The sequence below is a fragment of the Nocardia sp. NPDC055321 genome, from assembly GCF_053645575.1.
The window spans coordinates 117252-142602 of record NZ_JBSHMS010000019.1 but is presented as its reverse complement, the minus strand read 5'-3'; the positions used below and the strand labels follow the sequence as shown (position 1 = coordinate 142602).

Here is a 25351-nt window from a genome sequence, read left to right as displayed (position 1 = left end):
GGATCACCCGACGGCTCGGGTTCGCAGGATCTCCTCCGTGCACAGGCGCTGCACCGCTTCCGGGTCGGTGATCTCCGGGCCCTTGGCCACGGTCGTCCCGTCGCGGTCCGGCGCACAGGTATCGGGTGCGTCGGGGTGGTGGGTGATCAGGATCGACGCCACGAACCGCAGACGGGTGCCGTCGAAGCGCCAGAACTCGGTGTTCCAGTACTTGCCCGCCGAGCCGCCGCGGATCTGGCCGGCGAGGTACCCGCTCGCCGTGCGGTCCACACCGATGCCGACCATCGTGCCGGTTCGCACGAAGTTCGGTGTCGCGTCGAAGGCGCGGTAGATGGCGTAGGTGACGTTGACCATGCCGGAGTGCAGCGGAACGACCAGCTGATCACGGCCGTCATCGGCGAGCTCGAGCAGGTAGGGCCGCGCGATCCCGGTCTCGACCACCTCGGTCAGAGTCTGGTGGACCGCGCCGTCGCGGTCTGTCACCTCGATCGTCACCGTCGTCGCGCCTCTGTTATCGCTGTGCCGCACCACGAATGACAGTCCTGCCCGGTCGCGCGAGACGAGTGCGCAGTCCGGTGACGGCCCGCTCACCGCACGCTCGGTGTCCCCGCACAGCGGCAGACCCGCCGGTGTCGCCGGATTCGATGCCGGTGCGGTCGTCGTGGTCGACGACGGCGAACTCGATGACACGGGCGCGGTCGAGGTCACCGCGTTCGGGATGCTCGACGCCGAGGCCGGCGTCGTCGTCCCGTCCGCGCTCGAGCCCGAATCATCCTGTCCGCAAGCCGAAACGACGAACAACAGCGCGATCATGGCCACCATCGGCCGAATCCTCCCCATGGGCGACATGGTATCCGCTCGCGGGGACACCCTCGCGCGCCCGCCGATCAGCGCGGAACCGCTTTGCAACAGCCACATTTCAGCCCGCATCCGAGGTGGGCTCGCGTCGGCCGATCAGACGGCCGCTCATGCGCGACGCCCGCATCCGATCGGCGGATGCGGGCGTCGGCGGGGCCGGATTCCGATCAGGTCAGGGCGACCGTCATGGCCACGGCGATCGGGCCCAGCAGGGGCAGAGCGACATTGGAGAGGGCGTAGACGATCGTGTAGGACATCAGCGGGGTCGCGTTGCCGGCCACCTGCTGGACGGCCGAGATGCCCGGGGTGGAGCACTGCTGGCCGGTGATCGCGCCGAGGGCCAGCGGGGCGGGGAGTTTCATGAACTTCCAGGCGACCACCAGGGAGATACACGCGGGGATCGCGGTCATCAGGACGCCCGCGATCGGGAGGCCCCAGCCGAACTTCTTCACCAGGTCCACCGCCTGCGGGCCGGAGGTCAGGCCGACCACGGCGATGAAGACCGACAGGCCCAGGGTCTTGATGACGTCGGCGGCGGCGGGGGCGTACTGGCCGATCTCCGGATTACGGGAGCGGAACCAGCCGAAGAGCAGGCCTGTGAGCAGACAGCCGCCGCCGGTGCCGAGGGTCAGCGGGATGGTGCCGACCTGGACCACGATCTTGCCGATCATGAAGCCCAGGGTCAGGCCCAGGGCGATGTAGATGATGTCGGCCTTGACCGTCGGATCGAGGCGATAGCCCAGGGTCGGAACGACTTTCGCGAGATCGGCCTTCGCGCCGGTGAGTTTGAGGGTGTCACCGCGCTGCACCGGCATGCCCGGACGCAGCGGCAGCTCCTTGTCCTCGCGCACCAGGCCGGTGACGTACAGCCGGCTCCCCAGCTGCTTGTCGATTCCGTCCAGGGTCGTGGCGCGCTGCCGGTGATCCAGCACCACCTGATCGATTTCCAGCGCGGTCTCGAGATCCGCGCTCGGCACGATCTCGGGGCCGACGGCGTTCTCGGCTGGCACCATGTCCGTGCGCGGGCCCACGATCAGCACCTGATCGCCGTTCCGCAGCACCAGATCATCGGCGACGCCGATCACCTTGCCGCCGCGCAGGATTCGCTCCACGGTCAGATGCCCGCCGAGATCGGAGGTCACCTGGGCGACGCTGCGCCCGGCCACCCGCTGCACCCGGAAGGCCCGCCCGACCAGCTCGGGCGCCGCCTCCATCTGCGTGCCGTCCGCGTCGTCGTTGCCGCCGCCGAGCTGCTTCCACAGCTTGTCGGCCTCCTCGCGCAGATTGATCCGCATGACGAGCGGGAAGATCTGGCTCGACAGCAGCACCACCACGATCAATCCGCAGATGTACGAGATCGAGTACGCCGTACCGACATTGGCCTGCAGCGCGGTGATCTCGTCGGGTGAGCGGTCCAGCCGGGCGATGGCGTCGGTCGCGGTGCCGACGGCCGCGGACTCGGTCGCGCCGCCGGCCAGCAGCCCGGCCGCGGTGCCCGGATCGAGGTTCATGATCAGCGTCGCGGCCGCGGTGATGGCCAGCACGCTCGCCACCTCGATCAGCGTGAAAGTGCCGTACTTCAGGCTCTTTCGATTCAGGCTGGCGAAGAAGGTCGGACCGGAGATGTAGCCCAGGGTGAAGATGAACATCGCGAAGGCGATGTTCTTCACCTGGTCGTTCACCGTGATGTGCCCCGCCATGCCGACGAAGATCGCGACGATCAGCGTGCCGGCGACGCCGCCCAGCGACAGCTTCCAAATCTTGATCTTGCCGATCGCGTAACCCAGTGCCAGGCACAGGAACAGCGCGGCCTCCGGGGTGTCCTGCAGGAACGTCTTGATCGCATCCATGAAGTCGTCCTCTGTCGCGGCGGGCCCGGTCAGTTGGTCTTCGCGCGGTTCTGGAACTCCTCGTGATACTCGTCCATGATCCGGACCAGCCAGCGCCCGATCTCGGCGTAGCTGTCCTGGCGCAGATTGGCCAGCGACACCCGCACCGACCACTGCGGCCCGTCGAACCCGCCGCCGTTGAGCAGCACGATCGAACCCTGTTCCGCGAGCCGGAAGACCGGATCCACCGGTTCGTGCTCGGACTCGAGCCACGCCGCGAATTCCGGGCTCCAGTGCTGCTTCACCCACACCATGAGATCGAGCTCGACGTAGTAGTTGGCGGCGTTGGGATCACGCGGCACCTCGACCTTCAGCGCCTCGGCCAGTGTCCGTAGCCGCCGGTCGATGATCGCCTCACAGTTCTTGCGATGCTCGAGATCCCTGTCCAGCAGATCCGCGAGCGAGAACAGCGCCATCTGCACCTGCTGCGGGGTGGACAATCCCGCGGTGTGATTGAGCGCCACGTCGCGCGAATCGGCAACCATGCGGTCGATGAATGTCAGCTTCTCCGGTTCCAGCGCGATGCTGGAATACCGCGCGGTGAGCCGATCACGCTCGGCGGCGGGAAGATTCGCGATCCGCCGATCGAAGATATTGTCCTTGGCCACCGCGATGACGCCGAGTCGCCATCCGGTGCAACCGAAATACTTGCTGAACGAATAGACGCCGATCGTATTGGCCGGGGCCACCGACATGAGCGATCGAAATCCCTCGACGAAGGTCCCGTACACATCGTCGGTAATGATGGTGAGGTTCGGATTCTCCTTCGCCGCGATCTGCGCGATGCGCTCGAGCGTCGCCGAATCCAGCATGACCGACGGCGGATTCGAGGGATTTACCAGAAACAGCGCCTTGACGCTGGGATCGGTGAGCTTCTCTATCTCCGAGGCCGGGTACTGCCAGGTGTGCATACCGTCGGCGGAAGTCTTGGAGGCCTGAATCTCGAGGACGTCGAACTTGAATCGCTCGAGCTCGGGAATCTCGAGATACGGCGTGAAGATCGGCGTCATGATGGCGATGCGGTCGCCGGGGGCGAGCATGCCGTTCACGACACAGGAATCGAACAGGTAGCACATGGCCGCCGTGCCGCCCTCGGTGGCGAACAGGTCCCAGCCGCTGTCCGGTGCGCCGCCCATGGCCAGGTCCAGGTAGGCGTGCACGACCTGCTCGATGTGGGTCAGCATGCGGTCCGGAACCGGGTAGTGGTCACCGTGGATGGCGTCGGCGAGTTCACCGACCCAGGCGTCGGCGTCGAATGCCAAAGTGACCGTGCCGTATTCGACCGCGCCGCGCAGCAGTGTCACCGCGTCGGTCTCGGGCTGGCGGGTGAGGAATTCGTCGAATCGCGCCGCGATGCCCGCGGGCTGCGGCATACCCGCCAGCCCGGGGAACTCGTCCCAGTCGAGCTTCGCCTCGGCGATCGCGAACTGCCCGAGCAGATAGAACGCCTCGCGGGGAACCACCGACGTCCAGTTCGGATTGCCGCGACCGGCGTTGATCATCACGTGCGCGGTCTTGCGCATATTCTCATCGGCCAGTTCGATGAGCTCGTCCTTCAGTTCGAAAGGGCTGAGCTGTTCGTACTTCTTCTCGGTTCCGCGATCGACCCGATTATCGATGCTCATCGTCCACTCTCCGTATGTCGAAGTCCGGTCGATCTCTGAGGCAGCGCACACCGTGATAGGAAGAATCGTAGGATCACTACTGAACGGAAGAATCATACGCGCGCAACCCGATTCTGAAGGAGTCTCCATGGCGCGAAGTTCCATTCTCCGTATTCTCGGCCTGTTCGCCTGCGGGAGCCTGTTGGTTGCGGGTTGCGCGAACGATCCCGAGGAATCCGGCGCCGGAAACACCTCGGCGGCCGCGCAACCCGCCGCCGCGACGACCTCGGCGAGCCCGAACCCCGGCGATCTTCCCCGCGTCACGATCCTCGCCACCGGCGGCACCATCGCGGGCAAGGCCAATGCCAACTCCGCGGTCGGCTACACCGCGGGCGAGGCGTCCGCGCAGGACCTCATCGACGCCGTCCCCGGGCTCGACAAGATCGCGACGCTCGACGCCGAACAGGTCGCCAACATCGGCAGCCAGGACATGAACGACGAGGTGTGGCTGAAGCTGGCGAACCGGATCAACGCGATCTTCGCCGCGGACGAGGCGGACGGCATCGTGGTCACCCACGGCACGGACACCATCGAGGAGACCGCGTTCTTCCTGGACCACGTGGTGTCGAGTCCGAAACCGGTCGTGCTGGTCGGGTCGATGCGGCCCTCGACCGCGCTGAGCGCGGACGGACCCGCCAATCTGCGCTCGGGCGTGCAGGTCGCGGCCGATCCGGCCGCGCGCGATCGCGGCACCATGGTGGTACTCAACGACACCATTCACGGCGCGACCGACGTGACCAAGACCAACACCACCAGCGTGCAGACCTTCGTCTCGCCCAACACCGGGCCCGTCGGGCACGTCGACGCCGCCGCGGTGACCTTCGCCGAACCGGCCGCGCAGCAGTCGCGCCTGAGCTTCCCGGTGCCCGGGTCCGCGCCGCTGCCGCGGGTCGACATCATCTACTCGCACGCGGGTATGGACGCCACCGGCGTGAACGACGCCCTCGGGCACGGCGCGCGCGGTCTGGTGCTGGCGGGCGTCGGCGACGGCAACACCGCGAAGCCGGTGGTGGACGCGCTGAGCGCGGCGGCGGGCAAGGGGGTGCTGGTGGTGCGGTCGAGCCGGGTCGGGTCCGGCGCGGTGGTCCGCAACGCCGAACTCAACGACGACGAGCTGGGGACCGTGTCGGCGCTGGGGCTGAATCCGGCCAAGTCCCGAATCCTGTTGCAGCTGTTACTGGTCAACGGCGTCACCGATCCGCAGCAGGTGCAGCGGGACTTCGCCGCCGCGTCCTGATCCGCCGCGGGCGGGCAGCTTCGAAACCGGCACGGATGCGCACGACGCATCCGCGCCGGATCATCGGAACAGACTGGCGCCGTGTCATTTTCACGTTTCGATCCATTCACCCCTCTTTTTGGACGAGTGACCAGTAGGGTGTGGGCACCATGCGCGGCCATGTCGGGGACGCGCTGGATCGCCCCGGAGGAAGTACTGGCATGAGACGTTCTCGGCTGCTCTGTACGGTCGTGTCGGCCGTCGTCATCACCCTGGCCGGCTCCGGCATGAGCGCCGCCGCGCCCACCGGCAGCGGCGGATCGGGATCCGGCACCGGGTCGGGGTCCGGCAGCGCGAGCGGCTCCGGCACCGGCAGCTCCGGTGGTGCGCCGACCACCGTCCAGGCCCTGGGCCCGGACTTCTTCTGGGGCGTTTCGATGTCCGGCTTCCAATCCGAAGGCCATGCGCCGGACAGCAATTGGAGCCGGCACGCGAGCTCGGGCAGCGCCCGCGACACCTACGGCGACTCGGTCGACTTCTACACCCGCTACGCCGACGACATCGACCTGGCCGCGAGCCTGGGCGTGCGGGTGTACCGGCTCTCCATCGAATGGGCGCGGGTGCAGCCGCACGCGGGGGTGTGGAGCGAGGCGGATTTCGAGTTCTACGACCGGGTCGTGCAGCGCATTCGCGCCGCGGGCATGCGACCCATGCTGACCCTGGACCACTGGGTCATCCCGGGCTGGGCGGACGATCGCGGCGGCTGGAAGAACAAGAACATGGTGTCCGACTGGCTGGCCAATATGCGCCGGGTGGTGGATCGCTACGCGCCGCTGGACCCGCTGTGGGTCACCATCAACGAGCCCATGGGCTATGTCGTGCAGTCGATCCGGATCGGCGACATCGGGCTGCTGGACGCGCTGCCCATGTTCGAACGACTCGTGCAGGCGCACAGCGAGATCTACGACTACATTCACGCACGCCAGCCCGGCGCCCGGGTCACCAGCAACGTGGCGCAGTACCCGATCGTGCAGAACCTCACCGATCTGCTGTTCGTCGACCGGGTGCGCGACAAGCTCGACTACCTCGGCATCGACTTCTATTACGGTGCGTCCCTGTCGAATCCGCCGACACCGGCGCTGGTGGGCGACGAACTCTGGAAGAACGCCATCGAACCCGAGGGCATCTACTACGACCTGCGCAGCTACGCCGAGAAGTTCCCCGGATTGCCGCTCTACGTGGTCGAGAACGGCATGCCGACCGACAACGGACTCCCCCGCGCCGACGGCTACGACCGCGGAGACCACCTGCGCGACACCGTGTATTGGATCCAGCGCGCCAAGGCGGACGGCATCGACGTCATCGGCTACAACTACTGGAGCCTGACCGACAACTACGAATGGGGCAGCTACGCACCGCGCTTCGGCCTCTACACGGTCGATGTGAAGACCGACCCCACACTCACCCGGCGGCCCACCACCGCGGTGCCGGCGCTGCGCGACATCACCGCGCGCGGCGGCGTGCCCGCCGACTACCGGCCGACCCGCGAGCCCGCCCTGTGCTCGATCGTGACGCCCGCCGGCAGCTGCCTGCGCCCGGTGTCCGTGCCTTGACGTCCTCTCCTGCCCGAAGGCGGGAGATTCCGGTCCGCTGCGGCTGGGCCGCGCTCCCGGCGGGTTCCTGCTTCACCGCCGGTCGCGCGACCGAAGTCGAGACTGACACCAGCTCCACAGGCGTTGAACTCTCGGCCCGTCCGGCCGCGAGTATGTTGACGGCCGCGTTGAGATCGCGGTCGTGGACCGTTCCACACGCGCACGTCCACTCCCGGACGCGCAACGGTTGTTTCTCCCCCACCGCCCCGCACACCGAACACATGCGGGTGGACGGGAACCAACGATCCACCCTCGAGAACCGCCGCCCGTACCGGCCGGCTTTCTCCTCCAACATGCGGGCGAACATCCCCCCACCCCGCGTCGTGAACCGACTTCGCCAGGCGGGTGCGAGCGAGGCCTTTCACGCTCAAGTCCTCCACGTACACCGCTTGGTTCTCGCGGATGATCCGTGTCGAGTGCTTGTGCGCCCAATCCCTGCGTGTATCGGCCACCCGCGCGTGAGCTTTCGCCACACGAACGCGGGCCCTGGCCCGATTGGCTGAGCCTTTCTCCTTGCGCGACAACGCCTGCTGCGCCTTACGCAAACGGCGCTCGGCCTGCCGCAGGAACCTCGGGCTGTCGATCTTCTGCCCGTTCGACAGGACCGCGAAGGTGGACAGGCCCAGGTCGATACCGACCTCGGACTCCACCGGCGGCAACGCCTCGTCGTTCACCAGCACCACGAACGACGCGAAATACCTACCCGCCGCGTCCTCGATGATCGACACACTCGACGGCTCCGACGGCAGCTCCCGCGACCACCGCACCGCGAGTTCCCCGATCTTCGGCAGACGCAACTTCCCGCCAACCGTGATCGCGAACCGTGAGTTGCGCGTGAACCGGATCGACTGCCGACCGTCCTTGCGGGACCGGAACCTCGGCGGTGCCACCTTCGAGCCTTTACGCTTCCCGCCGACCGACTGAAAAAAGTTGCGGTAGGCGGTGTTCAAATCGGCCAACGCCTGCTGCAACACCACCGACGACACCTCCGACAGCCACGCACGCTCCGGAGTGGCCTTCGCCTCGGTGAGCCGTTTGGACAGTTCGCCGTCGCTGATCCGCTGTCCGGACTCGAACGCCTCCCGCCGGGCACGCAGTCCGTCGTTGTACACCACCCGCGCACACCCGAACGCGCGAGCCAGCGCGATCCGCTGGCAGGGCGTCGGGTAGACCCGGAAGTTGTACCGGAGCTGCACAATTCACAGTATACCGTATTGGTTTGTGAGCGAACTGGATGACATACGCACAGGCAGACACTGCGTTTTCGAACTTCACGCACATTTGGTTTTCGTAACGAAGTACCGGCATCCGGTCTTCACCGACCGGCATCTGGAACGGGCCGAAGAGATCATGCGGGCGGTGTGCGCCGACTTCGAATGCGAACTGGCCGAGTTCAACGGCGAAGCCAACCACGTGCACCTGCTGGTGAACTTCCCCCCGAAGGTCGCCCTGTCCAAGCTCGTGAACTCGCTCAAGGGGGTCTCTTCTCGACGACTACGCCACGAGTTCCCCGACCTCGTGCCCCATTACTGGCGCGAAAACCGGTTGTGGTCGGGTTCCTACTTCGCCGGGTCAGTCGGCGGCGCACCGCTGTCGATCATGCGGCAGTACATCGAACAACAGCACCGTCCGGTCTAGAGCACGCTCAGGCCTTGGCGGCCCTCCCGCGTGGGCCTTCACCACCGCCCTGAAGGACGGGCGCACTAGCCCACACCCGGTAGTGGGGCGGGCCGCCCGGCACGGGACGATGCGCCGCCGACGGAGAGACGTCGGTGGCGCATCTGCGCCGTCGGCGCAATGACGCTGCGGCGCGATCACGACGCGCCCATACCGTCCGGAATCTTCCGCGGCCCGGTTTTCGGCCGCCCGCGCACCCGCAGCGCGGGCGGCCCGCACCACCGCGCAACCCCCGACCTGCGCTGACATGCGAGATTCGTTTCGAGTGTTTCACTTCACCGAAAACGGGTATCCCCGCGCGGCGTCGTACGCCCGAATGCGTGTGCACGCCGACGAAAATCATTGCCTACCAGCGATATGCGGGTTAGCTGACACTGTTGCGGACACCTGCGCCACCGTTCACTTGTAGAGTCTCTTAGGTGACCAACACTTCCGGAGACGCGTATCCCCTCGGCGAAACGATGACCACCTCGGTCACCGTCCACGACGATGCGACCGTGCTCGCCGTGATCGGTGAAGTCGACCTGGCGACCGCACCCGCGCTCGAGAACGCGATCGAATCGATCCTGGGCGGCAAGCCGGGCGCCCTCATCATCGACCTGTCCGAGGTGAGCTTCCTGGCCTCCGCCGGCATGGCCGCGCTCGTGGCCGCGCACCAGCGCGCCGGGGGCACCCGCATCGCCGTCGTCGCGGACGGGCCCGCGACCGGGCGTCAGCTGCGCATGACCAACCTGGATCAGGTCTTCGCCCTGCACTCGACGCTGCCCGAGGCGCTCACGGCGCTGCAGCAGAACTGAGCGAATCCCGCCCGCGACAGCGCGGTCACGAACACACGAACGCAGAACGCCCCGGCCGTCACGTACGGCCGGGGCGTTGTCAGATCGGCGGCCGGCCGCATCGAATGCGCGGCCGGTGTCGGTGATCAGTCGCAGATCGCGCGCAGCTGCTCCACGAGCTTGACCCGATCGGCGGGGGTCGCCGCGAGCGGAACCACGTTGAGCGCGGTCACCCCGGCCTCGCGGAACGCGGCCACCCGCTCCTTGACGAAGCCAGCCGAACCGATCAGGCAGACGTCGCGGACCAGATCGTCCGGCACCACCTTGGCGGCCTCGTCCTTCTTGCCCTGCAGGTACAGCTCCTGGATGCGGTCCGCCTCGGCGCCGTAGCCGTACTTGGTGGCCAGGGTGTGATAGAAGTTCTTGCCCTTGGCGCCCATGCCGCCGATGTACAGCGCCAGGTGCGGCTTGACGAACTCGCGCAGCGGCTCCACGTTGTCGCCGATCGCCAGCGCCGGACCGGCGAAGACCTGCAGATCGCCGAGCTTCGGATCACGCTTGGCCAGACCGGCTTTCACCGACTCGCCCCAGATGTCGTCGGCCTTCTCCGGCAGGAAGAAGATCGGCTGCCAGCCCTGCGCGAGCTCGGCGGCCAGTTCGACGTTCTTCGGGCCCAGCGCCGCGAGCAGCACCGGAATGTCCTCGCGCACGGGGTGATTGATGAGCTTGAGCGGCTTGCCCAGGCCGGTGCCCTTCTCCGCGGGCAGCGGGATCGTGTAGTACTTGCCGTCGTACTCGAGGCGCTCACGCCGCCAGACCTTGCGGCAGATCTCGAGCGCCTCGCGGGTGCGGCCGATGGGGGCGTCGTAGGGCACGCCGTGGAAGCCCTCGATCACCTGCGGGCCCGAGGCGCCCAGGCCCAGGATGAAGCGCCCGTCCGAGACGTAGTCCAGACCGGCCGCCGTCATCGCGGTCAGGGTGGGCGTGCGGGTGTACAGCTGCATGATGCCCGAGGCCAGCTCGACCCGTTCGGTCTTGCCGGCCAGGTAGCCGATCGCGCTCACCGCGTCGAACGAATACGCCTCCGGCACGAACACGATATCGAGGCCGGCCTTCTCGAGATCGGCCACCTCGGCGGCGATTTCCTTGAAGCCGTCGGTGTAATTGATCGACAATCCGATACGCATGAATGGCAGCATAGGCGCAGGCCAGGAAGCGAATTCATCGCACCCCTGGTCGGGACCATGATCATCAGCAATGTCCCGCGATGTCCGGGGCCGACCTGCGCTGTCCCGAGAAATTATGGCACGAAACGTGGCACTGCACGTCCCGGATCGTCCTCGCCGTTCAGCTCCGGAGAGACCGGAGCGGACAGCGAGGACGATGTGGTGCCGAGCATGCAGAGCCACCCTGATAGCAATCCGGCAGCAATCGTTAGCGGGTCAAACAAGCCGGGCTATCATTCGCAACTATGTTCGAACACTGGCCCGACGCTGACCGCCTCCGCCGCGAGGTGAAAACACCCCGACCCGTGTTCGTCGACCTCGGCACCGCCATCCCCACCCACTCCCCCGTCTTCGGCGCCAACGAACTCTCACTCGGAGTCCGCGCCGGCGGGCTCAACCTCTCCGGACGCGTCCACGGACACCTCCACGCCTGGGCACGCGCCAACAACGGAGACTGGGTCGGGCTCATCAGCTGCACCCTCGAAACCCCCAACCGGCGCGGGCACCGTCCAAATCACCCAATGGTGCTCCCAGCGCGCCATCACACCCCGAAACGAGGACACATGACCGAACCAGGCCGCGGCAGTGTCATCGCCTCCCTGATCCTCCTAGCGCTCGCCGACGAAGAACACGCCGGCGAATTCGCGCCCGCGGATGTGTGGTCCGCGGTACGCCACGGCATCGACCCCAGCCCTACCGTCACCGAAGTCGCCGCCGCCCTGGAACTGCTCGCCTACCCCGACGTCAGCGGCGTCATCCGATACGCCACCGGCCTCTACGGTGCCGCGCCAGACCTCGACGACGCACTCGTGAGGCTCTACGCGCGAGAAGACGATGAGGACGCCGACCTGGACGATGAGGACGACCTCGACGACGGAAGCCCGTGGGACAGCCCCGCCTTCGCCGACATGGACGACCGCTACTGACTCGCCATACGAACACCGAGCGCACGTCTGATCAGGTCGCGCGCATCGTCTCTAGTAGCCGCTTGGCTGGAAACCGTCTCAAAGACCTTCTCGTACAGAGCAATCTCGCGTGGTTGCGTGATCGTCAGTTCAGCAGTGATGTTCTCGACCATCACTTGACGATCGTCGAACATGATGAAATTGGTGACCGGCACCCTGTAGCGGGCGCCGGTTGGCACGATCCCGATCGAGACGCGGGACATGGTCGATACGGCCAAGAGCCGATCGAGCTGACCGATCATGACCTGGTCGTCGCCGACGGTCGTGTACAAGACCTGCTCGGCCATGACGAAGCGGAAGCGGTGCTTGCGCCGATACAGGACCTGTTGGCGCTCCATACGTTTCGAGACGCCCTCGTCCAGGTCGTTGGTGGTCCCGTAGAAGGCAATGACATTGCGGAGTATCTCCTCCGCGTACTCGGCTGTCTGCAGCAAGCCAGGGACCACGAACGGCTCGAACCAGCGCATGAGTGCGGTCTCGCTTTCGAGCTTGACCGACGCCTGCTGCCGACGTTTGGTTCCCAGCGCGAGAACTCGGCGCCATTCGAGATACGCGGCCTCGATGTTCCGCAGTGTCGCGATTATGTCCGCGAGCTGGTTCTCCGATTCGGTGATGCTGCACCATGCGCGCACGTCGGCGTCTGCGGGCATCGTCTTGCCGTACTCGATCTTCGACACCTTCGACTGGTGCCAGCCCGCACGACGCGCCAACTCCACGCCTGTTAGGCCGGCATCAAGGCGAAGCTCTCGGAGGCGGCCTCCGAGAGCTTCCTTGGCTTGGTTGAGTGAACTCGTCACCTACGGCTGTATTCCGGCCACGGGATCGCCTTGGACCAGACCTGGTCGCGTACCGTTCGCGCGTAGTCGACGATGCGGGGGTCGGTCGTCACGGCGGCTCCAGCCCAGCGGCCACCTGGTTCGAACACCGTGAACGCCAACGTCTTCCCGTCGAACAACCACCAGTCGTCCGTGTTGAGCTCGACCGGGTCGATGTGATCCCTTGGGAGATAGCGGATTTCTTCGCCGGCACGGGTGTTCTCCGCTGAGACGGTCAGTGACCAGCGAACGTAGTCGGTGTGCGGCAGGCTGATCACTCTCGCTCGCTGCACACTGACGCCTCGACTGGTGGTTTCGGCGACAAGCTCCAACCAGTCCTGCAGCCACGAGTAGTCGTCGGGCTCGTTGTTCAGGAACTGGCGGAACGGTGTCGATTCCTCCGGGGTCTCGTAGGAGTCCTGGACCTCCAGGTGGAACGCCTCGTGCTCGGCGTTGCGGAAGAGTTCGTCGAACGCCTCACCCTGCACTAACAGCATCGCCGTAGTACGTCCTTCCCACCTTCGGAACCTCAACGCATGTTTCGCCAGGGTAGATGTCCATCTGCGCCAGCGTTTCACGATCGGCGACCGCGGCACCTTCCAGGGTGAAGGTTCCTCGGCCGGTGTCGGTCATCGAAGCGCCGATGAAGGTGTCCGGGTCCGTGAAACCCAAGAGCGAGTGCGGGATCTCGATCATCGTAGGGATGGGTGTCTGCCAGCCCTGCACGACGTAGGTTTCTCGGTCACTGAGGTAGAGCGAAGGGCATCCGCCGCCTTGCGATCCGGCCTTGCCGAGGAAGTTCAGTCGCATCGGAAGTTCTCCAATCGGGAGTATGCGCGAGATTCCTCACGCCCCAAAAAGTATGCCTGGCAACTGGACACAGCGTGCAGTATCCCGTTAATGCGAGCATTTCAGAGCATATTCCTGGCGTAGTCCGCAGCCGACTTTCGTACCTTCATTTCAGGCCGCTCGGGGTCGGATCGTCGTCCCGCCCCGAGCCGCCATCGACGACGACACAGACGACGAGACGACGAGGGGCGCTGATATGGCGTTGACCGAACACCAAGCGAAAGTCCTAGCCGCACTGCCGCGTTCGAGCGTCATCGAGGCAGTGACGGTGCGGGACCTGACCCGCACCACCGGAATATCGGAGACCTCCATCCGCCGAGCGCTACTGGGGCTGAAGAGCTCCGGGCTCGCGTTGTCCACCCCGCAAGGCCCTGCGAGGTGGCGATCGACCGACCGCGGCCGACGCGCGATCAGCAGACCGGCCTACGCCGAGTACTCCTCCGCGAGGGGGTGTGCGTGATGAACAACGACGCCAAGGTGCTCGAAGCGCTCTGGCTCGCCGATCCACCGGACGACTTGCTGACGGTGGCAGAACTTCAGGAGAAGACCGGTCTCAGCAGGGACGAGGTTCGTCTCGCTGTCTGCGGCGGGCTTCAACGCTGGGGCTTCGCCACCGCCATCGTGCGCCACGAGCAGGAGCCGCTGTGGAAGGCGACCCTCCGCGGGCGGCGCGAGGTCGGTCGGAACGGATTCGATCGAATCGGCACAGGCCCGAACTGGGGAACCTACAGGCTTCCGGAAGGAGGTGTGAACGATGCTCTCGATCAACGAACCGGGCCCTAACGGCCAGGCCGGCGACAACTGGAACGAGCCCTTCAACAAGGACGACGACGGCCAGGACAGCGTGCGCGTACGTCGCCGCTAGCTCGACGCCCTCCCGAGGGCCCTGACTTCGGGATGTGCAGCGCCCCAGGATTCGCAACCGCGCCTGGGGCGCTGCCATGTTCACCACAGCCCATTCAACGCGACAAATAGGACTATTCGCCCGTCAATGAACCGATCGTGGTGCACGTACCTCGACCCGATTGGACAGCCCGTGAATCCGCCCCACAGTTCCGGACAGCCCTCTCAACGCGTCATCCTGCCCAGCTCGAAAGTGCAAGCCCTGTTCGAGCAATCCTTCACAATCGCGAACAACGCCGGCGCCAGCGAGATCCACATCGAACACCTCATCGACGCACTCCTCGCACACCACCCAGAGTTCGTCGAAGCGCGACTGCGTGCTGCCGGCTGGACGCGTCCCGAATAGGCCACGGTGGCACGCAATGTCAGTTACCAGCGAGCCACCACACGCTAAGCTGCCGAAAACCCGCACAAGCCTTGGGGAACCGTGAACTACCCACCAACGGGGCCACAGCAGCCATTCCAGCCACAACAGCCCCACGGATACCCGCCGCAATACCAACACCCACAGCAGTACCGGCACCCTCAGCAATACCCCATGCGTCCACCACCGAAGAAGACCAACGTGTGGCCGTGGATCATTGTCGCGGTCGTGCTGCTCATGTGCGGCGGAGGCGCCCTGAGCGCGCTCACCGGCGAAAGCTCCAACGGGCGCAACGGCGCTGCGAAGGCCGGGAGTGCCGTACGCGACGGACAATTCGAGTTCGCCATCACAAAGTTCGAGCAAGGCGCGAAGGAACTCGGGTCCGGCTTGTCTCATGAGGTCGCCAAGGGTGAATTCATCCTGGTTCACGTCAAAGTCACGAACACAGGCAAGGAGCAGCGGTCCTTCTCCCCCAGCGACCAGAAGCTCATCGACGACCAGGGGCGCGAGTTCACGGCCGGGAACAGCTTGTTCGATCCCATTCCGAACAATGGGACATACTCCGAAGATCTCAACCCGGGGTTCTCGGTCGAACGCGTCGTGTTCTTTGATGTTCCGATCGGTACGGTGCCGAAGACAATGGAGTTCCATGACTCGGGCTTCTCCGGCGGCGCCAAGGTTGCCTTGAAGTAGTCGAACCAACTGCGGCCTCACTCGGGAGGATGAGGCCGCAGTTGGCTGTCAGTTCGACAGGTAAACCCTGCTCTCCCAGACGACTTCGCGTCGGCGTGCAACCATCGCCCAGCCGTTCAGGTAGGTGGGGTCGGTGAGGACGGCGTTCGCGCCGGCGCCGCAGAGCACTGCCATCTCGGTTTCGGTCAGGCTTCGCCGTGGGTAAACCTCGACGGCTTTGGTGTGCGGGTGGATGGTGAGTCGGCCGACTTCGTGCCAGATGCGGCCGTCGGGGTCGCGACGGAAGTGAATGTGCCCGATCGGCTTTCGAATACGAACCCCGAGGCCAGCGAGGAAGCCGTCGAGGTCGGCACTGACGTAGGTCGGTTCGTGGCGGTACAGCCACGACCGTTCGGGCTCCCCCGTCTGGCCGCAGACGAGGATGTTCGAGGGCATGGAGTTGAGCATGGCGAGGCTCCAATGGGTATGAGAAAGCCCCGCGTGACGGTTCGTGGCCCATCACGCGGGGCCGAGGATTCAAGAGCGTTCGAAGGCGGCTGACTTTGTACGGGATCCCGTAAAGTTGCTGGTCAGGCTTGGTCGGATTTCAAATCCGACCAAGCCCTGTGTCAGGCGGCCGGCTTTACGCGCTGTTCCCAGGTGTTGCGTGCGGCATCAGTGAGAGTCACGCGGAGGTCCCAGCGTTGGGCGCCTTCCTCTGCAATCTGCAGCACGGGCTCCAGCACGCCCGAGACGAGCGTTTTGAGAGCGGCCATGGTCACCAGGAACATGTGATCGGTGTCGCGAACCTGAGTGAAGTACCAGCTCGCGATCTTGTCGAGGGCATATGAGTCCGGCAGATTCCTATCAGTCACAGACATAAGCGAGCGTCTCACGCTGAAGCCATCGCACTACCCGATCGCAGCCCGTGTCAGCGCCGTTCCGACGCCGTTCGAGGTTTGAGACGTTCAAGATGAACGTCCCCAAACGAGCTCGCACTGGAGGGGAGTTTCCAACCCAAACTCCCCTGGAAAGCTGCCGCTCGCAAACCCATCCGAGTCAAGTTCGGAGTGGTCGCGTTTGAAACGCGACCAAAACCCGCAGGTCAGATCGATGGGGGCGTCCCACCGCGCCGTCTCGCCAGCCAGAGAGGTTCCCACCGAACCGCTCTCAACCGAATCCGCACCGCTCGACACCGAACGGGGCCCCGGAGGAGCGCTAGAGGAGCGCTAGAGGAACCCTATACAGGGACTATATAAAATTGTGTATAGTGATAGCGTGACGCTGGATCAGGACGACAAGCCGAAGCCCGTGAAGTTCATCGGCAGATCCCTAGATGAACTACGCGACTTCCCTGACGACGCCAAACAGGACGCCGGCTACCACATACACCTCGTCCAAGTCGGTGCCACACCCCCCAGCTCCAAGCCGATGCCCAACATCGGGCAAGGTGTCAGGGAGATCCGCATCACAGCAAACGATGGCTGGTTTCGAGTGTTCTACGTAGCGGAACTCGAAGGCAAGGTCTGTATCCTGCACGCCTTCCAGAAAAAATCGAACACCACACCAAAAAACGCCATCACCACAGGTCAACAGCGATACAAGACGGCCGTACTCGAAGCCTAGAATCACACATCCGTCTACCAACTGCACGCGTACGCCCAGCACGCAGCAAGCATCCACCATCCCCTATAGGGCGAGGCACACACTATGGACCAGTCAACACAGCGCTCCCTGGAGTACACATCAGTCTTCGATGCCATCGCGGACACACCAGCCGAAGCCGAGAACCTCAAGGCTCGGGCACAGCTGATCCGAGCCATAGGCAAACGAATCGACGAATTCGACTGGTCACAGACCGTCGCTGCAGCCAACCTCGGCGTCACGCAGCCACGCATCTCCGATCTCAAAAACGGCAAACTGAGCAAGTTCTCCCTGGACGTGCTCGTCAACCTCGCCGCGAAGGTCGGATTAACCGTCGAAATGCGGATCCACGAACAAGAACACTCCGCATCCGAAGACGCACACCAATCCCACAAGCACCGCGCAACCTGCTGACCAGGTTGGCTTCAGACGCACGAAAACCGCCCCGACCGGGCAGGTCGGGGCGGTTCGTGTTCGCGAGGGCTGTCAGTTGATGCGCACGTAGCTGACCGTGCCTCCGTTGACTCGGAGGTTGGCGCCCGCACTTGCGACGGCCTCCACAGTCAAGATCTGTCCCGAGGTCACGTCAGCGTTGACGGACAAGGTGACATCCTGTGTGGCAGTTGAAGCGATGCTCGTCGGCGCGGTGGCCTTCTGAACTCCGTCCAGCATCAGCCGCAGAGTGATCGTGTACGAGCCGAAGTTCAAGTTCGTGACGTTCAGCCGGGCTAGCAGTTCCGCGCCGGGCTTGGTCCCGTTCGCGACCACGCCGTTGCCCGACACAGTCGAACCCGCACGGCCGGGGTCCGCAGTCCAGCTCGGCACCACAGCATTGCTCGTCGGCACGGTGTAGTTGCCATTCCTGTTCATCCCGGACCGAGTGAACGTCGCCGCGGTCGCGGCCAGGGTTCCAGCACCAGAGAACGCAGCGGTCGCCTGCGGATACCCCGTCGCGGCCACTGTGCCGGCGCCAGTGAATGCCGCGGTCGCGACCGGATAGGCAGTCGCGGTGAGGGTTCCAGCACCCGAGTACACGCCAGTCGCCTGCGGTGAACCAGTCGCGGCGAGTGCACCGGCACCGGTGAAACCTGCCGCAGCACGCCATTCACTGATCGCCAGCAGCGCGCCAGCGCCGGAGAATGCAGCTGTGGCGACCGGGACAGCAGTTGCCGACAGGGTCCCGGAACCGGCGAACGCAGCCGCAACTGCAGGCGCGCCTGCCGCAGCGAGAGTTCCGACGCTGGTGAAGGCTGCGAGAGGTGGCGGCGTGTACAGCATTCGCGATGGGACAACGAGGCGAGTGCCGCGGGGCAGGCCTGTCGAGGTGATGCTGCGGCCGGGTGCTTTGGCTGTCCAGCGCGTTCCGCGCGGCAGCTCGGTCATCAGCTCAGGGTGAAGCTGGGAGTGACCTTGATGGTGCCCGACGAGGCCAAGGTGATATTCGGCGACAGGGCGCACTTGTCGTAGAAGGTGCCCGAGGTCGACGCCGACCAGAGTCCGACGTGGGTGAACGTGCCGTTCGGCGCGTTGAACGTCAACTCTGCCATGGTCAGAACGCCGCCGGAGCCGCTAGACCAGGTGCCCAGGACGCGGGCGTAGCTGCCGCCGGTGGCCTCGTTATTGCCGACCGTGGTCGGGTCGGCGGTGTGCAGTGAGACATAGACGGTGGACGCGCCGGTGAGGGTCTTGAAGGCGTCGGCGAGTACCTGCCTGGTGGTCGCGATTGTGATAGCCACAGCAATGGCCTCCTAACGGCAGGCAGAAGCCGCCGCGAAACACGTTGGGAGAGAATGGAGTCCGCGACTAGCGGGCGACTGAGCCCTCGTACCAGCGGAAGTCGGCGCCGTCGGAGTAGTGGACGAAGATCGCGAACTTCGCGGGAAGCGGGATGGTGTCAGTCACCGTGGACGCGACATCCCAACTCGCGGTACTGGTCGAGACACTCGCCGTCCAGGTCGCGAGGACGGTGTCCGCGAGGTCGTAGACGATGAGAGTGACCGTGGTCGACGGCGGAAAGGTCTCGCCGGCGGGAAGATCGATGTCATGAATGAGGTCCTGGCCGCGTTTGAGCAGCAAGGTCTCGATGATTGGCTGATTGCCGATTGCCATGGGCCGCGCCTTGATTGAGTGTGTGGTGAGGCCGAGACCGTTGCGATCAGGTGGTCAGGACGCGCGCGTCGTTCCACGACCCCGAGCCCTGGCGAACGCGAATGCCCGCCCATGCGTGCGAGGCGTCTCCGGCATGGGTGCCGTTGAGGAAGGTCTTGAGCACGGTGACGCCGTTGATCTCCACCCAGGCGTATTCACCACTCGTCGAGAACGCGAGAAGCGCGCCATTGGGAACAGTCGCCGCGGTGTACTGGTAGTCCGCCATGGTTCCGGTGTCGAGGCCGCCGGAGAGTTTCGCGATGTAGATGCCGCCGCTGTAAAAATTGGCGACAAGCGACTCGGACCCATTCGAGGTCGATCTCACGACCAGGCTGCAGTCCGCAGACCCGCTCGGCGATACGACCACTGCCTCGACCCGCTGCGTGCCGTGCGTGACACCTGTGTCCCGGATGATCGCCGCGGTGCCGGAGCCGGTGGAGCCGTAGGTGTTGCTGACAATGCCTGCGGCAGAGCCGTATTGGGACCAGCCGTCGACCATCGCCAGGTAGGCAGTGAGGCCGCGGATCTTCGCTTCAGCGCCGACGTCGTTGGCGCCGATCAAATGCACTGTGCGGCCCAGGATCACCGCGGTTGATGAGCCTCTGGTGTGGTGCACTTGCCGCGCAAGGGGGCCGTAGATGGCCCCGTCTTGCATCGGCTCGATGATGTTGCGTTCGATCGTCTGCAAGGTGCAGCCGATGATGAGGATGATGCCGGCCGCAGGGGCGCGTGCAACGCCGAGGAAGAACGCCAGAATGCAGGCGATCGTCTTGCCGGAGCGGATCGCGCCGGTCCAGATCGTGATGGCCGCTTTGGTCGCGCCGATGATCGAGTCGAGCTGTTTGGGCGACATCGGCAAGGGCGCCGTCACGCTGCCTCGGGGTCGACCGCGGACTCGTCGTCGTGGTCTTGGGCGGCTTTGCCCTTGGCGTAGGTGTCGAGCGCGGTGAGGAGCGAGTCGACCATCGAGATCGCGTCGTCGCCCACGTTGCCTTTTGGCTTCGGCGACGGCTTTGAGGTCGGCGGCCTTGTAGGTGCCGGTGAGCTTGGCACGCTGGTCCATGATGGCGAGTGCGCGGTCGATCAGCCAGGTCTGGCCTTTGCGCTCTTCATCGTTTCTCGGCGCCGCGGTTCGCCGCCAGATCGACTCGAACATGACATCGAGGCGAGCGAGTTCCAACTGCAGATACTCTTCTGCGTTCTCGCGGGCGATGTCAGCGATTGCGTCCTTGAGCCACAGCGACACCGTGGACTTGTGGACCTTCATTTCGTCGGCGATCTGCTGCTGCGATTTGCCTGAGAGCCGCAGTGACAGAGCGTGATTGCGTTTCTGCTGCGTCTCGACCAGGGTTTCGACGGGGGTGGTTTTCTTGCGTGCCATTTGGCGGGACCTCCAGGATGCGCGGCGGCTCCTGGCCGATCCGTGATCAGGTGGTGGGGACGGCTGCCACCGGGGCTAGCCGGAAATGCCGCGCAGTGCACGCGGTCAGGGTGAAGGGGTCCACTGCGGAGGGCAGAACGCCCAGCAGGTGCGCGGAGGTCACCAGGATCGCGGCGCGGGTGAGCGCGGGGTGAGTGCGCATGCCACGCGCGCACGCGTCAGTGAGGAGTCGGCGCACTCGGGAGGGGTGCTGCGCGCGACCTCGCGCCACCTAGATGCCCTGCTACCCGTGTGGGTGGGCGGCCCCGGTGCCGAATGGGGCACGAGGGTGGTGGCGAAATCTGCGGGTAGGTGTTCTCTGGGCAGCACCGCCACTACCACTGCGTTACCTCGAAAGTTGAGGTCGCGCTGCGCCATACGCGCAGCAAAGCTTGATTTCGTCCAGGCCAAGAAATCCGCTGGACAAGGGAGCATGCCCGAATACGATTGATCGATGCCGATCACAGGGGTCGTTAGCGCACGGCACAAACTGGCGCGCGCCGAGATCCATATCAACAACCTCGCCGCTCAGATCGACGAGTTCGTCAACAGCAACCGACTCAACGTAAAGCTGTTCTGGGAACCGAGTCGCACGCACATTGGCGAGGTCGACATCGAGGTCGTCATCGACGGCATCGCACCAGCCGAGGTGCCGGACGACTGGGGACTGGTCGCTGGTGATGCTCTGACGAACATGCGCGCCGCACTAGATCATTCGGTGTTTCCTCATTCGCGACAGTTTCCTATCCTGAAGACCTTTCATGACCGGCGGGGACGGCCACAAACCTTCGATATCTTCAGCCCTGCGGTTACTGCACTCATCGACTCCTACCAACCACGAGCAAGCGATTCGCCGGATCTCGATCCATTAGGGGTGCTTAACGAGTTGGTCAACGAGGACAAGCATCGCCAACTGCTCGTCGCAAACAGTTTCAACGCCGGACTCCTGGTCGCCAAGACTGAAGAGTACGAGATCACTCATGAAGAGGTCTACGACTTCGAAAAGCTCACCCAAGGGGACATTATTAGCCGCCTCCGGGTTAAGTCGCCGCAACGGGCGACCGAGATGGAGTTCGTCTACCGGCAGTACCTCTACACCGAACCGGTCATCAACATCCCCCATACCTCCGAGCATATTGTGATCGTCGATGGGTTACGTCGCGTACACGAGCGGGTTAGCGAAGTGGTTGAGGCCCTTGCTAAGGCCGGCATCCCCTAACCGCAACTGTCTGCACCGCTGCGGGAAGAGCCACGAGGGACACCCGGCGCTCGGGATTTGGTTGCGCTGCAGCAGTTGTCGAAGCACGGGCAGTCGAGGTTGTCGTTCCAGCACAGGTCGCTTTCGATCTGCGGGTCTGACTCGTACTCGTCTGCCCAGTCGCGCCATGATCGTTTCTCGCGGGCGCGGGCGATTCCGTGCGGGTCAGGTTCGCAGCAGCCGTACCGGCAGTTCGGCGGAACCATCATCGCCACAGCGCCTCCGTTCACATCTGAAAGAGAAAACTGCAGTTCAGGGCGCTACTTGCTGAAGAGTGCAGGATGCTGCGCAAAGAAGTAGGCGGCAGCGACATCCTCGTAGCAGGGCCGCAATGCCCGGTCGACGATGCCGGTCAGCTCTGCGGGCATTTGCAGGCCGATGGCGAGCTGATTCACGACCTCGCGCACTGTGGCACTGACGGTTTCGGCGACGTTCACCATTCGATGACTCCGATCGGTGGCACGAAACGCGCTTCGAGGGTGCGGATCGGCTGATGGTAGAACAGGATACGGACGAGTGCCGCGAGATCCATGATGCTCCTGGCGTGAGATGCGGTGGATGGGTGCGTTAGCCGGCGGGTCGCGTCAACTCGATGTCTGCGGCGTGGTTCGCACCGAGCAGCCAATGCGTGCCATCGCGGTCGACGAACACGGCCTGCTGACCGAGCAAACTGCCGAGTTCTCGCGTGCGCTCACGCGAATAGGCGTCGAGCATCTCCGCCTGGACCACGGAGTCCAGGGCTGGAGGAGGCAGCTCAAGATCTTCAGCGCGAACGGTGAACGACACGAGGACTCCTAGCGAGGTTCAGCAATTCGCGGCGTTCAATTCTCGTGAACAGGGCCGAAGGATGAACAATCACACCGTCGGCGTGTACGCGTTGTTCAACGGAACAGGTTGCACGCCTTCGGTATAGAACTTGATCAGCGTCCGCCCGACACGACACACCCAGACACCATCCGCGCTGTCGAAGTAGGGGATGAAGCGCGCCGCGGGAAGATCCTCTTCGAAGCCAGGCCAGCCAGCGAACGAAGCGAGGTACTCGTCGACCACGAACCAGCCCTCAGCGGTTGGTGTCGGATCGTCCTTCGTCTCGGCGATGACCGTGACCGAGTCGGGCAGACTGCCGGACTGTTCGATCGCGATGATTCGCGAGCCAGTCGGGAGATAGAACTTGGTCCAGCCAGTGTCAGGCAGGAGGAAGAGGTGACTGAGCTTCATGCAGACTCCGGGTTGAAAGTTGTTGCCGGAGTCTCCATCCGAACAACTGTTTGTTTGGCGTACAACGGAACTCTTAGGGCGTAGCGGAATTGCGCCACGTTCGTCATGCTCGTGCACCAGACTTCCTGCCCTACATCACACTGTCGGTATGGAAGAGGCTCCTCGCCCTAAGGCAATCGATGAGGACGCGCTGAAGGTCCTTCTCGGCATGTACGCGTCGGAGCGATCGGACGGCGCATCGTTGATGTCCGCCGGATTTGCTCAAGTCGCTGCAATGCTTGCCTACGTCGGCGTCGTGACAACGCTTGTTGCCAGGGAACCGCCCCCGTCGCCCTTCGCCGTGCTCGCAGCTCCAATCCCTGCACTACTGCTACTGCTGACCTACACCGTTCACAGCTTCGTACAGGGCATCCGCGCAACATCGGCGATGACGCTCGAACGGCTACTCCACTTCAGCCTCGATGCGTTCGCGCCGGCACAGCCCTTGCTCATCAACAAACCCAAGATGCTGCAACACCAGTTCAGTTCCGAGATCCTCAAAGACCTTCGGCTCGCGGCGCTCGGCCTTCACTCGACCGAAACCTTCTTCAACGACAGCCTTGCGAACAAGCGCCACGGCCGCGTGATGAGGTTCTACTACGTTCTGGCCATGCTCATCGTTCTCGGGTTTGCTGTCGTTCTCGACGTCCGGGGGTTCATCCTCGTATGGCATACCGAGGCAAACCATTTCAATGGTTGGATGCAGTTTGTGGCCGGCTTTGAGATAGCCGCAGCGATCGTGCTCGGACTGCTCGCGGCCTACTACGTAGTTGCAGGAGCGAAGCATCGAGGGCGCGCCCAGGAGGCGGGTCGGATCGTGATCCAGCGTGCCGCAGAAGCAGTCGCCGAGGCACAACCGCCTGATCCGACTCCAACGTAGCCAGTCGGGCTGGGCTCGCACGCCCGGCAGGAGTCGAACCTGCTGATCTTCCGTTTTGGAGACGGAGCCGCTGCCACCAGCTCGGGCATCTGCTCGGATTACGCGCCGAGTCGCGGGCCGTCACCGCCAGGTGGTCTGCACAGGAACCGCAGGAACGCGGAGGGTTGAGGAGTCGAACCCCCAGGACACGATGCCTGCCTCCGGTTTTCAAGACCGGCTGGCCTCCACAGGCCGGAACCATCCAATGCCCCTCAGTCGGGACGCCGACCGGATCTGGGCATGATGTCCCGAACCCATACGACCACAGATTGCCCCATTTGCCTAACTGCTCAATTGGATTTCACCGGTTATATGGCGTTCTCGCGAGGCCCGACCCACCCCCACCTGCACAAAGTCCATCAATGTGATTTAGGTCACTAAACCGCAGAATTACGCTGCGCGCGCGGCCCGCGCCCATGCGCCACTCGTACGCATCAGCTCCACATGATCAACCAACTCGGGCGCGAGGTGGAACCACTCCCCCGTGTGCCGGTACGGCCGAAACCGCTGATGCCGAGCTGACTCAAGCCGCCGGCCACCCAACTCCACCGCACGCAACTCGTCGTAGGGGAGATTCGCCAATCGCAGCGCGAGATTCGTAGACGTCCCGATCTTCAGATACGTTCCGAACAGGATATACTACACCACTTCCTTTCGCGCGCAACGGAACAGGTACGCCCGCTCCATCTCAGCACGAAAGGCCATCTCATCCCGCGTGTGGGGGCAGTCCGTACACCGCGCGATGCTGCCGCGTGGGTCAAGCCATACGGTGTCGCGACCTCCGGACTCCGGGCATGGCCAGACGATCCGTCCGGCACCTTTCGGCGCCGCGGCCCCCAGCGATGAGCTGCGGTCCAGGTCGTGCGCCCTCAACGTTTCGGCGGCGAGATTGAAGTCGCGAATGGCTGTACGCCAGTGAAATGTGCACAGTCGTACGTCGGACACGAACGCCTCGGCGACCGTTTCGTCGCAGCCTGGCTGACCACAGTGTGAACGTTCGAAATCGTGCGCTGCGTCTCGCTGGCGACCACGGCCGGACACATAACCGGGCATTACCGATTCGATTGAAATATCTACTCCCGAAACAGAATTCGCTGGTGACTCGGTCTATCGGCGACCGCAACCCGGGTTCGGGCTATGCTGCCGAACCGCAGTTGTCAGGCTGCGACCGCGCCGTAG

30 protein-coding genes, 1 tRNA gene and 1 pseudogene are annotated in these 25351 nt (G+C 64.5%); 11 read left to right on the top strand and 21 right to left on the bottom strand.

Annotated features, from left to right (window positions below; genetic code table 11):
• Positions 1–3 precede the first annotated feature (3 nt).
• The 3 genes from ACWIGI_RS28970 to ACWIGI_RS28960 all read right to left on the bottom strand — a co-directional run bounded on the left by ACWIGI_RS28970 (position 4) and on the right by ACWIGI_RS28960 (position 4372).
• Entirely contained in the window at positions 4–840 is an 837-nt protein-coding gene (locus tag ACWIGI_RS28970; RefSeq protein WP_454205656.1) for a hypothetical protein, read from the bottom strand.
• A 185-nt stretch (positions 841–1025) separates the two neighbouring features.
• Complete coding sequence (gene aspT, locus ACWIGI_RS28965; RefSeq protein ID WP_454205655.1) at positions 1026–2708, bottom strand: aspartate-alanine antiporter; 1683 nt, start codon at positions 2706–2708, stop codon at positions 1026–1028.
• Between the two features lie 29 nt (positions 2709–2737).
• Positions 2738–4372, bottom strand: a complete 1635-nt coding sequence (locus tag ACWIGI_RS28960; protein WP_454205654.1) for a bifunctional aspartate transaminase/aspartate 4-decarboxylase — start codon at positions 4370–4372, stop codon at positions 2738–2740.
• A 127-nt stretch (positions 4373–4499) separates the two neighbouring features.
• Between ACWIGI_RS28960 and ACWIGI_RS28955 the strand changes: the two genes are divergently transcribed.
• Together ACWIGI_RS28955 and ACWIGI_RS28950 are read left to right on the top strand one after the other, a co-directional pair.
• Positions 4500–5648, top strand: a complete 1149-nt coding sequence (locus tag ACWIGI_RS28955; RefSeq protein ID WP_454205653.1) for an asparaginase — start codon at positions 4500–4502, stop codon at positions 5646–5648.
• Between the two features lie 200 nt (positions 5649–5848).
• A complete protein-coding gene (locus ACWIGI_RS28950; RefSeq protein ID WP_454205652.1) occupies positions 5849–7240 on the top strand; it encodes a family 1 glycosylhydrolase in 1392 nt (463 codons plus the stop codon).
• Here ACWIGI_RS28950 and ACWIGI_RS28945 read toward each other — a convergent pair.
• Both ACWIGI_RS28945 and ACWIGI_RS28940 read right to left on the bottom strand, forming a co-directional pair.
• Positions 7131–7574 carry a zinc ribbon domain-containing protein gene (locus tag ACWIGI_RS28945; protein ID WP_454205681.1) on the bottom strand — a complete coding sequence of 148 codons (444 nt, stop codon included), beginning with the start codon at positions 7572–7574 and terminating at the stop codon, positions 7131–7133. The genes ACWIGI_RS28950 and ACWIGI_RS28945 overlap by 110 nt on opposite strands.
• A 67-nt stretch (positions 7575–7641) precedes the next feature.
• Positions 7642–8475, bottom strand: a pseudogene (locus ACWIGI_RS28940) (RNA-guided endonuclease InsQ/TnpB family protein); the annotation flags it as partial.
• A 25-nt stretch (positions 8476–8500) separates the two neighbouring features.
• Between ACWIGI_RS28940 and tnpA the strand changes: the two are divergent.
• Both tnpA and ACWIGI_RS28930 read left to right on the top strand, forming a co-directional pair.
• Positions 8501–8917, top strand: coding sequence for an IS200/IS605 family transposase (gene tnpA, locus ACWIGI_RS28935; RefSeq protein ID WP_454205651.1), 417 nt, complete (start codon positions 8501–8503; stop codon positions 8915–8917).
• Positions 8918–9417: 500 nt separating this feature from the next.
• A complete protein-coding gene (locus ACWIGI_RS28930) occupies positions 9418–9753 on the top strand; it encodes an STAS domain-containing protein (protein WP_454205680.1) in 336 nt (111 codons plus the stop codon).
• A 125-nt stretch (positions 9754–9878) separates the two neighbouring features.
• Here ACWIGI_RS28930 and ACWIGI_RS28925 read toward each other — a convergent pair whose 3' ends face one another.
• A complete protein-coding gene (locus tag ACWIGI_RS28925; RefSeq protein WP_454205650.1) occupies positions 9879–10919 on the bottom strand; it encodes an LLM class F420-dependent oxidoreductase in 1041 nt (346 codons plus the stop codon).
• Between the two features lie 602 nt (positions 10920–11521).
• Here ACWIGI_RS28925 and ACWIGI_RS28920 point away from each other — a divergent pair.
• The gene (locus tag ACWIGI_RS28920) at positions 11522–11884 is read left to right on the top strand and encodes a hypothetical protein (RefSeq protein WP_454205649.1); all 363 of its coding nucleotides are present in this window, start codon (positions 11522–11524) and stop codon (positions 11882–11884) included.
• Here ACWIGI_RS28920 and ACWIGI_RS28915 read toward each other — a convergent pair.
• The 3 genes from ACWIGI_RS28915 to ACWIGI_RS28905 are packed head-to-tail and all read right to left on the bottom strand — an operon-like array spanning position 11878 to position 13548.
• Positions 11878–12720, bottom strand: coding sequence for a helix-turn-helix domain-containing protein (locus ACWIGI_RS28915; RefSeq protein WP_454205648.1), 843 nt, complete (start codon positions 12718–12720; stop codon positions 11878–11880). The two genes, ACWIGI_RS28920 and ACWIGI_RS28915, sit on opposite strands and share 7 nt — an antisense overlap.
• The gene (locus ACWIGI_RS28910) at positions 12717–13235 is read right to left on the bottom strand and encodes a DUF6879 family protein (protein WP_454205647.1); all 519 of its coding nucleotides are present in this window, start codon (positions 13233–13235) and stop codon (positions 12717–12719) included. Before ACWIGI_RS28910 ends, ACWIGI_RS28915 begins: the two co-directional genes overlap by 4 nt.
• On the bottom strand, positions 13216–13548 hold the full coding sequence (locus tag ACWIGI_RS28905) for a hypothetical protein (protein WP_454205646.1): 333 nt from the start codon (positions 13546–13548) through the stop codon (positions 13216–13218). The genes ACWIGI_RS28910 and ACWIGI_RS28905 overlap by 20 nt, the downstream gene beginning before the upstream one ends.
• 498 nt (positions 13549–14046) lie before the next feature.
• Here ACWIGI_RS28905 and ACWIGI_RS28900 point away from each other — a divergent pair, with 498 nt between their 5' ends.
• Complete coding sequence (locus ACWIGI_RS28900; RefSeq protein WP_454205645.1) at positions 14047–14370, top strand: hypothetical protein; 324 nt, start codon at positions 14047–14049, stop codon at positions 14368–14370.
• A 658-nt stretch (positions 14371–15028) separates the two neighbouring features.
• Positions 15029–15547, top strand: a complete 519-nt coding sequence (locus ACWIGI_RS28895; RefSeq protein ID WP_454205644.1) for a DUF4352 domain-containing protein — start codon at positions 15029–15031, stop codon at positions 15545–15547.
• A 48-nt stretch (positions 15548–15595) separates the two neighbouring features.
• Here ACWIGI_RS28895 and ACWIGI_RS28890 read toward each other — a convergent pair whose 3' ends face one another.
• Both ACWIGI_RS28890 and ACWIGI_RS28885 read right to left on the bottom strand, forming a co-directional pair.
• Positions 15596–15994 carry a hypothetical protein gene (locus ACWIGI_RS28890; RefSeq protein WP_454205643.1) on the bottom strand — a complete coding sequence of 133 codons (399 nt, stop codon included), beginning with the start codon at positions 15992–15994 and terminating at the stop codon, positions 15596–15598.
• 161 nt (positions 15995–16155) lie between these two features.
• Positions 16156–16401: a hypothetical protein gene (locus ACWIGI_RS28885; protein ID WP_454205642.1), complete on the bottom strand. Its 246-nt coding sequence runs from the start codon at positions 16399–16401 to the stop codon at positions 16156–16158.
• 403 nt (positions 16402–16804) lie between these two features.
• On the opposite strand from ACWIGI_RS28885, the gene ACWIGI_RS28880 reads away from it, so the two are divergent.
• Together ACWIGI_RS28880 and ACWIGI_RS28875 are read left to right on the top strand one after the other, a co-directional pair.
• Positions 16805–17152 (top strand): type II toxin-antitoxin system RelE/ParE family toxin, encoded by a 348-nt coding sequence (locus ACWIGI_RS28880; protein ID WP_454205641.1) that lies wholly within the window; start codon positions 16805–16807, stop codon positions 17150–17152.
• 84 nt (positions 17153–17236) lie between these two features.
• A complete protein-coding gene (locus ACWIGI_RS28875; protein WP_454205640.1) occupies positions 17237–17584 on the top strand; it encodes a helix-turn-helix domain-containing protein in 348 nt (115 codons plus the stop codon).
• Between the two features lie 72 nt (positions 17585–17656).
• On the opposite strand, the gene ACWIGI_RS28870 is transcribed toward ACWIGI_RS28875, so the two are convergent.
• The 5 genes from ACWIGI_RS28870 to ACWIGI_RS28850 form a co-directional block, all read right to left on the bottom strand.
• On the bottom strand, positions 17657–18553 hold the full coding sequence (locus ACWIGI_RS28870; protein ID WP_454205639.1) for a hypothetical protein: 897 nt from the start codon (positions 18551–18553) through the stop codon (positions 17657–17659).
• The gene (locus ACWIGI_RS28865) at positions 18553–18906 is read right to left on the bottom strand and encodes a phage tail fiber protein (RefSeq protein ID WP_454205638.1); all 354 of its coding nucleotides are present in this window, start codon (positions 18904–18906) and stop codon (positions 18553–18555) included. Before ACWIGI_RS28865 ends, ACWIGI_RS28870 begins: the two co-directional genes overlap by 1 nt.
• A gap of 67 nt (positions 18907–18973) precedes the next feature.
• Positions 18974–19279 (bottom strand): LtfC-like domain-containing protein, encoded by a 306-nt coding sequence (locus ACWIGI_RS28860; protein WP_454205637.1) that lies wholly within the window; start codon positions 19277–19279, stop codon positions 18974–18976.
• A gap of 46 nt (positions 19280–19325) precedes the next feature.
• Positions 19326–20699 (bottom strand): hypothetical protein, encoded by a 1374-nt coding sequence (locus tag ACWIGI_RS28855; protein WP_454205636.1) that lies wholly within the window; start codon positions 20697–20699, stop codon positions 19326–19328.
• Positions 20700–20745: 46 nt separating this feature from the next.
• Entirely contained in the window at positions 20746–20937 is a 192-nt protein-coding gene (locus tag ACWIGI_RS28850; RefSeq protein ID WP_454205635.1) for a DUF7427 family protein, read from the bottom strand.
• A 255-nt stretch (positions 20938–21192) separates the two neighbouring features.
• Between ACWIGI_RS28850 and ACWIGI_RS28845 the strand changes: the two genes are divergently transcribed.
• Complete coding sequence (locus ACWIGI_RS28845) at positions 21193–21957, top strand: hypothetical protein (protein WP_454205634.1); 765 nt, start codon at positions 21193–21195, stop codon at positions 21955–21957.
• Positions 21958–22256: 299 nt separating this feature from the next.
• Here ACWIGI_RS28845 and ACWIGI_RS28840 read toward each other — a convergent pair whose 3' ends face one another.
• The 3 genes from ACWIGI_RS28840 to ACWIGI_RS28830 all read right to left on the bottom strand — a co-directional run bounded on the left by ACWIGI_RS28840 (position 22257) and on the right by ACWIGI_RS28830 (position 23214).
• Complete coding sequence (locus tag ACWIGI_RS28840) at positions 22257–22436, bottom strand: hypothetical protein (protein ID WP_454205633.1); 180 nt, start codon at positions 22434–22436, stop codon at positions 22257–22259.
• Between the two features lie 127 nt (positions 22437–22563).
• A complete protein-coding gene (locus tag ACWIGI_RS28835; RefSeq protein ID WP_454205632.1) occupies positions 22564–22782 on the bottom strand; it encodes a hypothetical protein in 219 nt (72 codons plus the stop codon).
• Between the two features lie 69 nt (positions 22783–22851).
• Positions 22852–23214, bottom strand: coding sequence for a hypothetical protein (locus tag ACWIGI_RS28830; protein WP_454205631.1), 363 nt, complete (start codon positions 23212–23214; stop codon positions 22852–22854).
• Positions 23215–23362: 148 nt separating this feature from the next.
• Here ACWIGI_RS28830 and ACWIGI_RS28825 point away from each other — a divergent pair, with 148 nt between their 5' ends.
• Positions 23363–24133, top strand: a complete 771-nt coding sequence (locus tag ACWIGI_RS28825; RefSeq protein WP_454205630.1) for a hypothetical protein — start codon at positions 23363–23365, stop codon at positions 24131–24133.
• 18 nt (positions 24134–24151) lie between these two features.
• Here the strand turns inward: ACWIGI_RS28825 and ACWIGI_RS28820 are convergent.
• Together ACWIGI_RS28820 and ACWIGI_RS28815 are read right to left on the bottom strand one after the other, a co-directional pair.
• Positions 24152–24222 (bottom strand) — tRNA-Trp (locus tag ACWIGI_RS28820).
• Between the two features lie 340 nt (positions 24223–24562).
• A complete protein-coding gene (locus ACWIGI_RS28815) occupies positions 24563–24790 on the bottom strand; it encodes a GIY-YIG nuclease family protein (RefSeq protein ID WP_454205679.1) in 228 nt (75 codons plus the stop codon).
• Positions 24791–25351 lie beyond the last annotated feature (561 nt).

What these genes read in the sequence shown, in the direction of transcription:
- ACWIGI_RS28955 (WP_454205653.1), top strand. Translation starts at nt 4,500, where the DNA reads ATGGCGCGAAGTTCCATTCTCCGTATTCTCGGCCTGTTCGCCTGCGGG.
- ACWIGI_RS28855 (WP_454205636.1), bottom strand. Translation starts at nt 20,699, where the DNA reads ATGGCACGCAAGAAAACCACCCCCGTCGAAACCCTGGTCGAGACGCAG.
- ACWIGI_RS28905 (WP_454205646.1), bottom strand. Translation starts at nt 13,548, where the DNA reads ATGCGACTGAACTTCCTCGGCAAGGCCGGATCGCAAGGCGGCGGATGC.
- ACWIGI_RS28920 (WP_454205649.1), top strand. Translation starts at nt 11,522, where the DNA reads ATGACCGAACCAGGCCGCGGCAGTGTCATCGCCTCCCTGATCCTCCTA.
- ACWIGI_RS28890 (WP_454205643.1), bottom strand. Translation starts at nt 15,994, where the DNA reads ATGCTCAACTCCATGCCCTCGAACATCCTCGTCTGCGGCCAGACGGGG.
- ACWIGI_RS28860 (WP_454205637.1), bottom strand. Translation starts at nt 19,279, where the DNA reads ATGGCAATCGGCAATCAGCCAATCATCGAGACCTTGCTGCTCAAACGC.
- ACWIGI_RS28825 (WP_454205630.1), top strand. Translation starts at nt 23,363, where the DNA reads ATGGAAGAGGCTCCTCGCCCTAAGGCAATCGATGAGGACGCGCTGAAG.
- ACWIGI_RS28900 (WP_454205645.1), top strand. Translation starts at nt 14,047, where the DNA reads ATGAACAACGACGCCAAGGTGCTCGAAGCGCTCTGGCTCGCCGATCCA.
- ACWIGI_RS28845 (WP_454205634.1), top strand. Translation starts at nt 21,193, where the DNA reads ATGCCGATCACAGGGGTCGTTAGCGCACGGCACAAACTGGCGCGCGCC.
- ACWIGI_RS28840 (WP_454205633.1), bottom strand. Translation starts at nt 22,436, where the DNA reads ATGGTGAACGTCGCCGAAACCGTCAGTGCCACAGTGCGCGAGGTCGTG.
- ACWIGI_RS28930 (WP_454205680.1), top strand. Translation starts at nt 9,418, where the DNA reads ATGACCACCTCGGTCACCGTCCACGACGATGCGACCGTGCTCGCCGTG.
- ACWIGI_RS28960 (WP_454205654.1), bottom strand. Translation starts at nt 4,372, where the DNA reads ATGAGCATCGATAATCGGGTCGATCGCGGAACCGAGAAGAAGTACGAA.
- ACWIGI_RS28925 (WP_454205650.1), bottom strand. Translation starts at nt 10,919, where the DNA reads ATGCGTATCGGATTGTCGATCAATTACACCGACGGCTTCAAGGAAATC.
- ACWIGI_RS28950 (WP_454205652.1), top strand. Translation starts at nt 5,849, where the DNA reads ATGAGACGTTCTCGGCTGCTCTGTACGGTCGTGTCGGCCGTCGTCATC.
- ACWIGI_RS28875 (WP_454205640.1), top strand. Translation starts at nt 17,237, where the DNA reads ATGGACCAGTCAACACAGCGCTCCCTGGAGTACACATCAGTCTTCGAT.
- ACWIGI_RS28945 (WP_454205681.1), bottom strand. Translation starts at nt 7,574, where the DNA reads ATGTTGGAGGAGAAAGCCGGCCGGTACGGGCGGCGGTTCTCGAGGGTG.
- ACWIGI_RS28910 (WP_454205647.1), bottom strand. Translation starts at nt 13,235, where the DNA reads ATGCTGTTAGTGCAGGGTGAGGCGTTCGACGAACTCTTCCGCAACGCC.
- ACWIGI_RS28895 (WP_454205644.1), top strand. Translation starts at nt 15,029, where the DNA reads ATGCGTCCACCACCGAAGAAGACCAACGTGTGGCCGTGGATCATTGTC.
- ACWIGI_RS28970 (WP_454205656.1), bottom strand. Translation starts at nt 840, where the DNA reads ATGGGGAGGATTCGGCCGATGGTGGCCATGATCGCGCTGTTGTTCGTC.
- ACWIGI_RS28870 (WP_454205639.1), bottom strand. Translation starts at nt 18,553, where the DNA reads ATGACCGAGCTGCCGCGCGGAACGCGCTGGACAGCCAAAGCACCCGGC.
- aspT (WP_454205655.1), bottom strand. Translation starts at nt 2,708, where the DNA reads ATGGATGCGATCAAGACGTTCCTGCAGGACACCCCGGAGGCCGCGCTG.
- ACWIGI_RS28830 (WP_454205631.1), bottom strand. Translation starts at nt 23,214, where the DNA reads ATGAAGCTCAGTCACCTCTTCCTCCTGCCTGACACTGGCTGGACCAAG.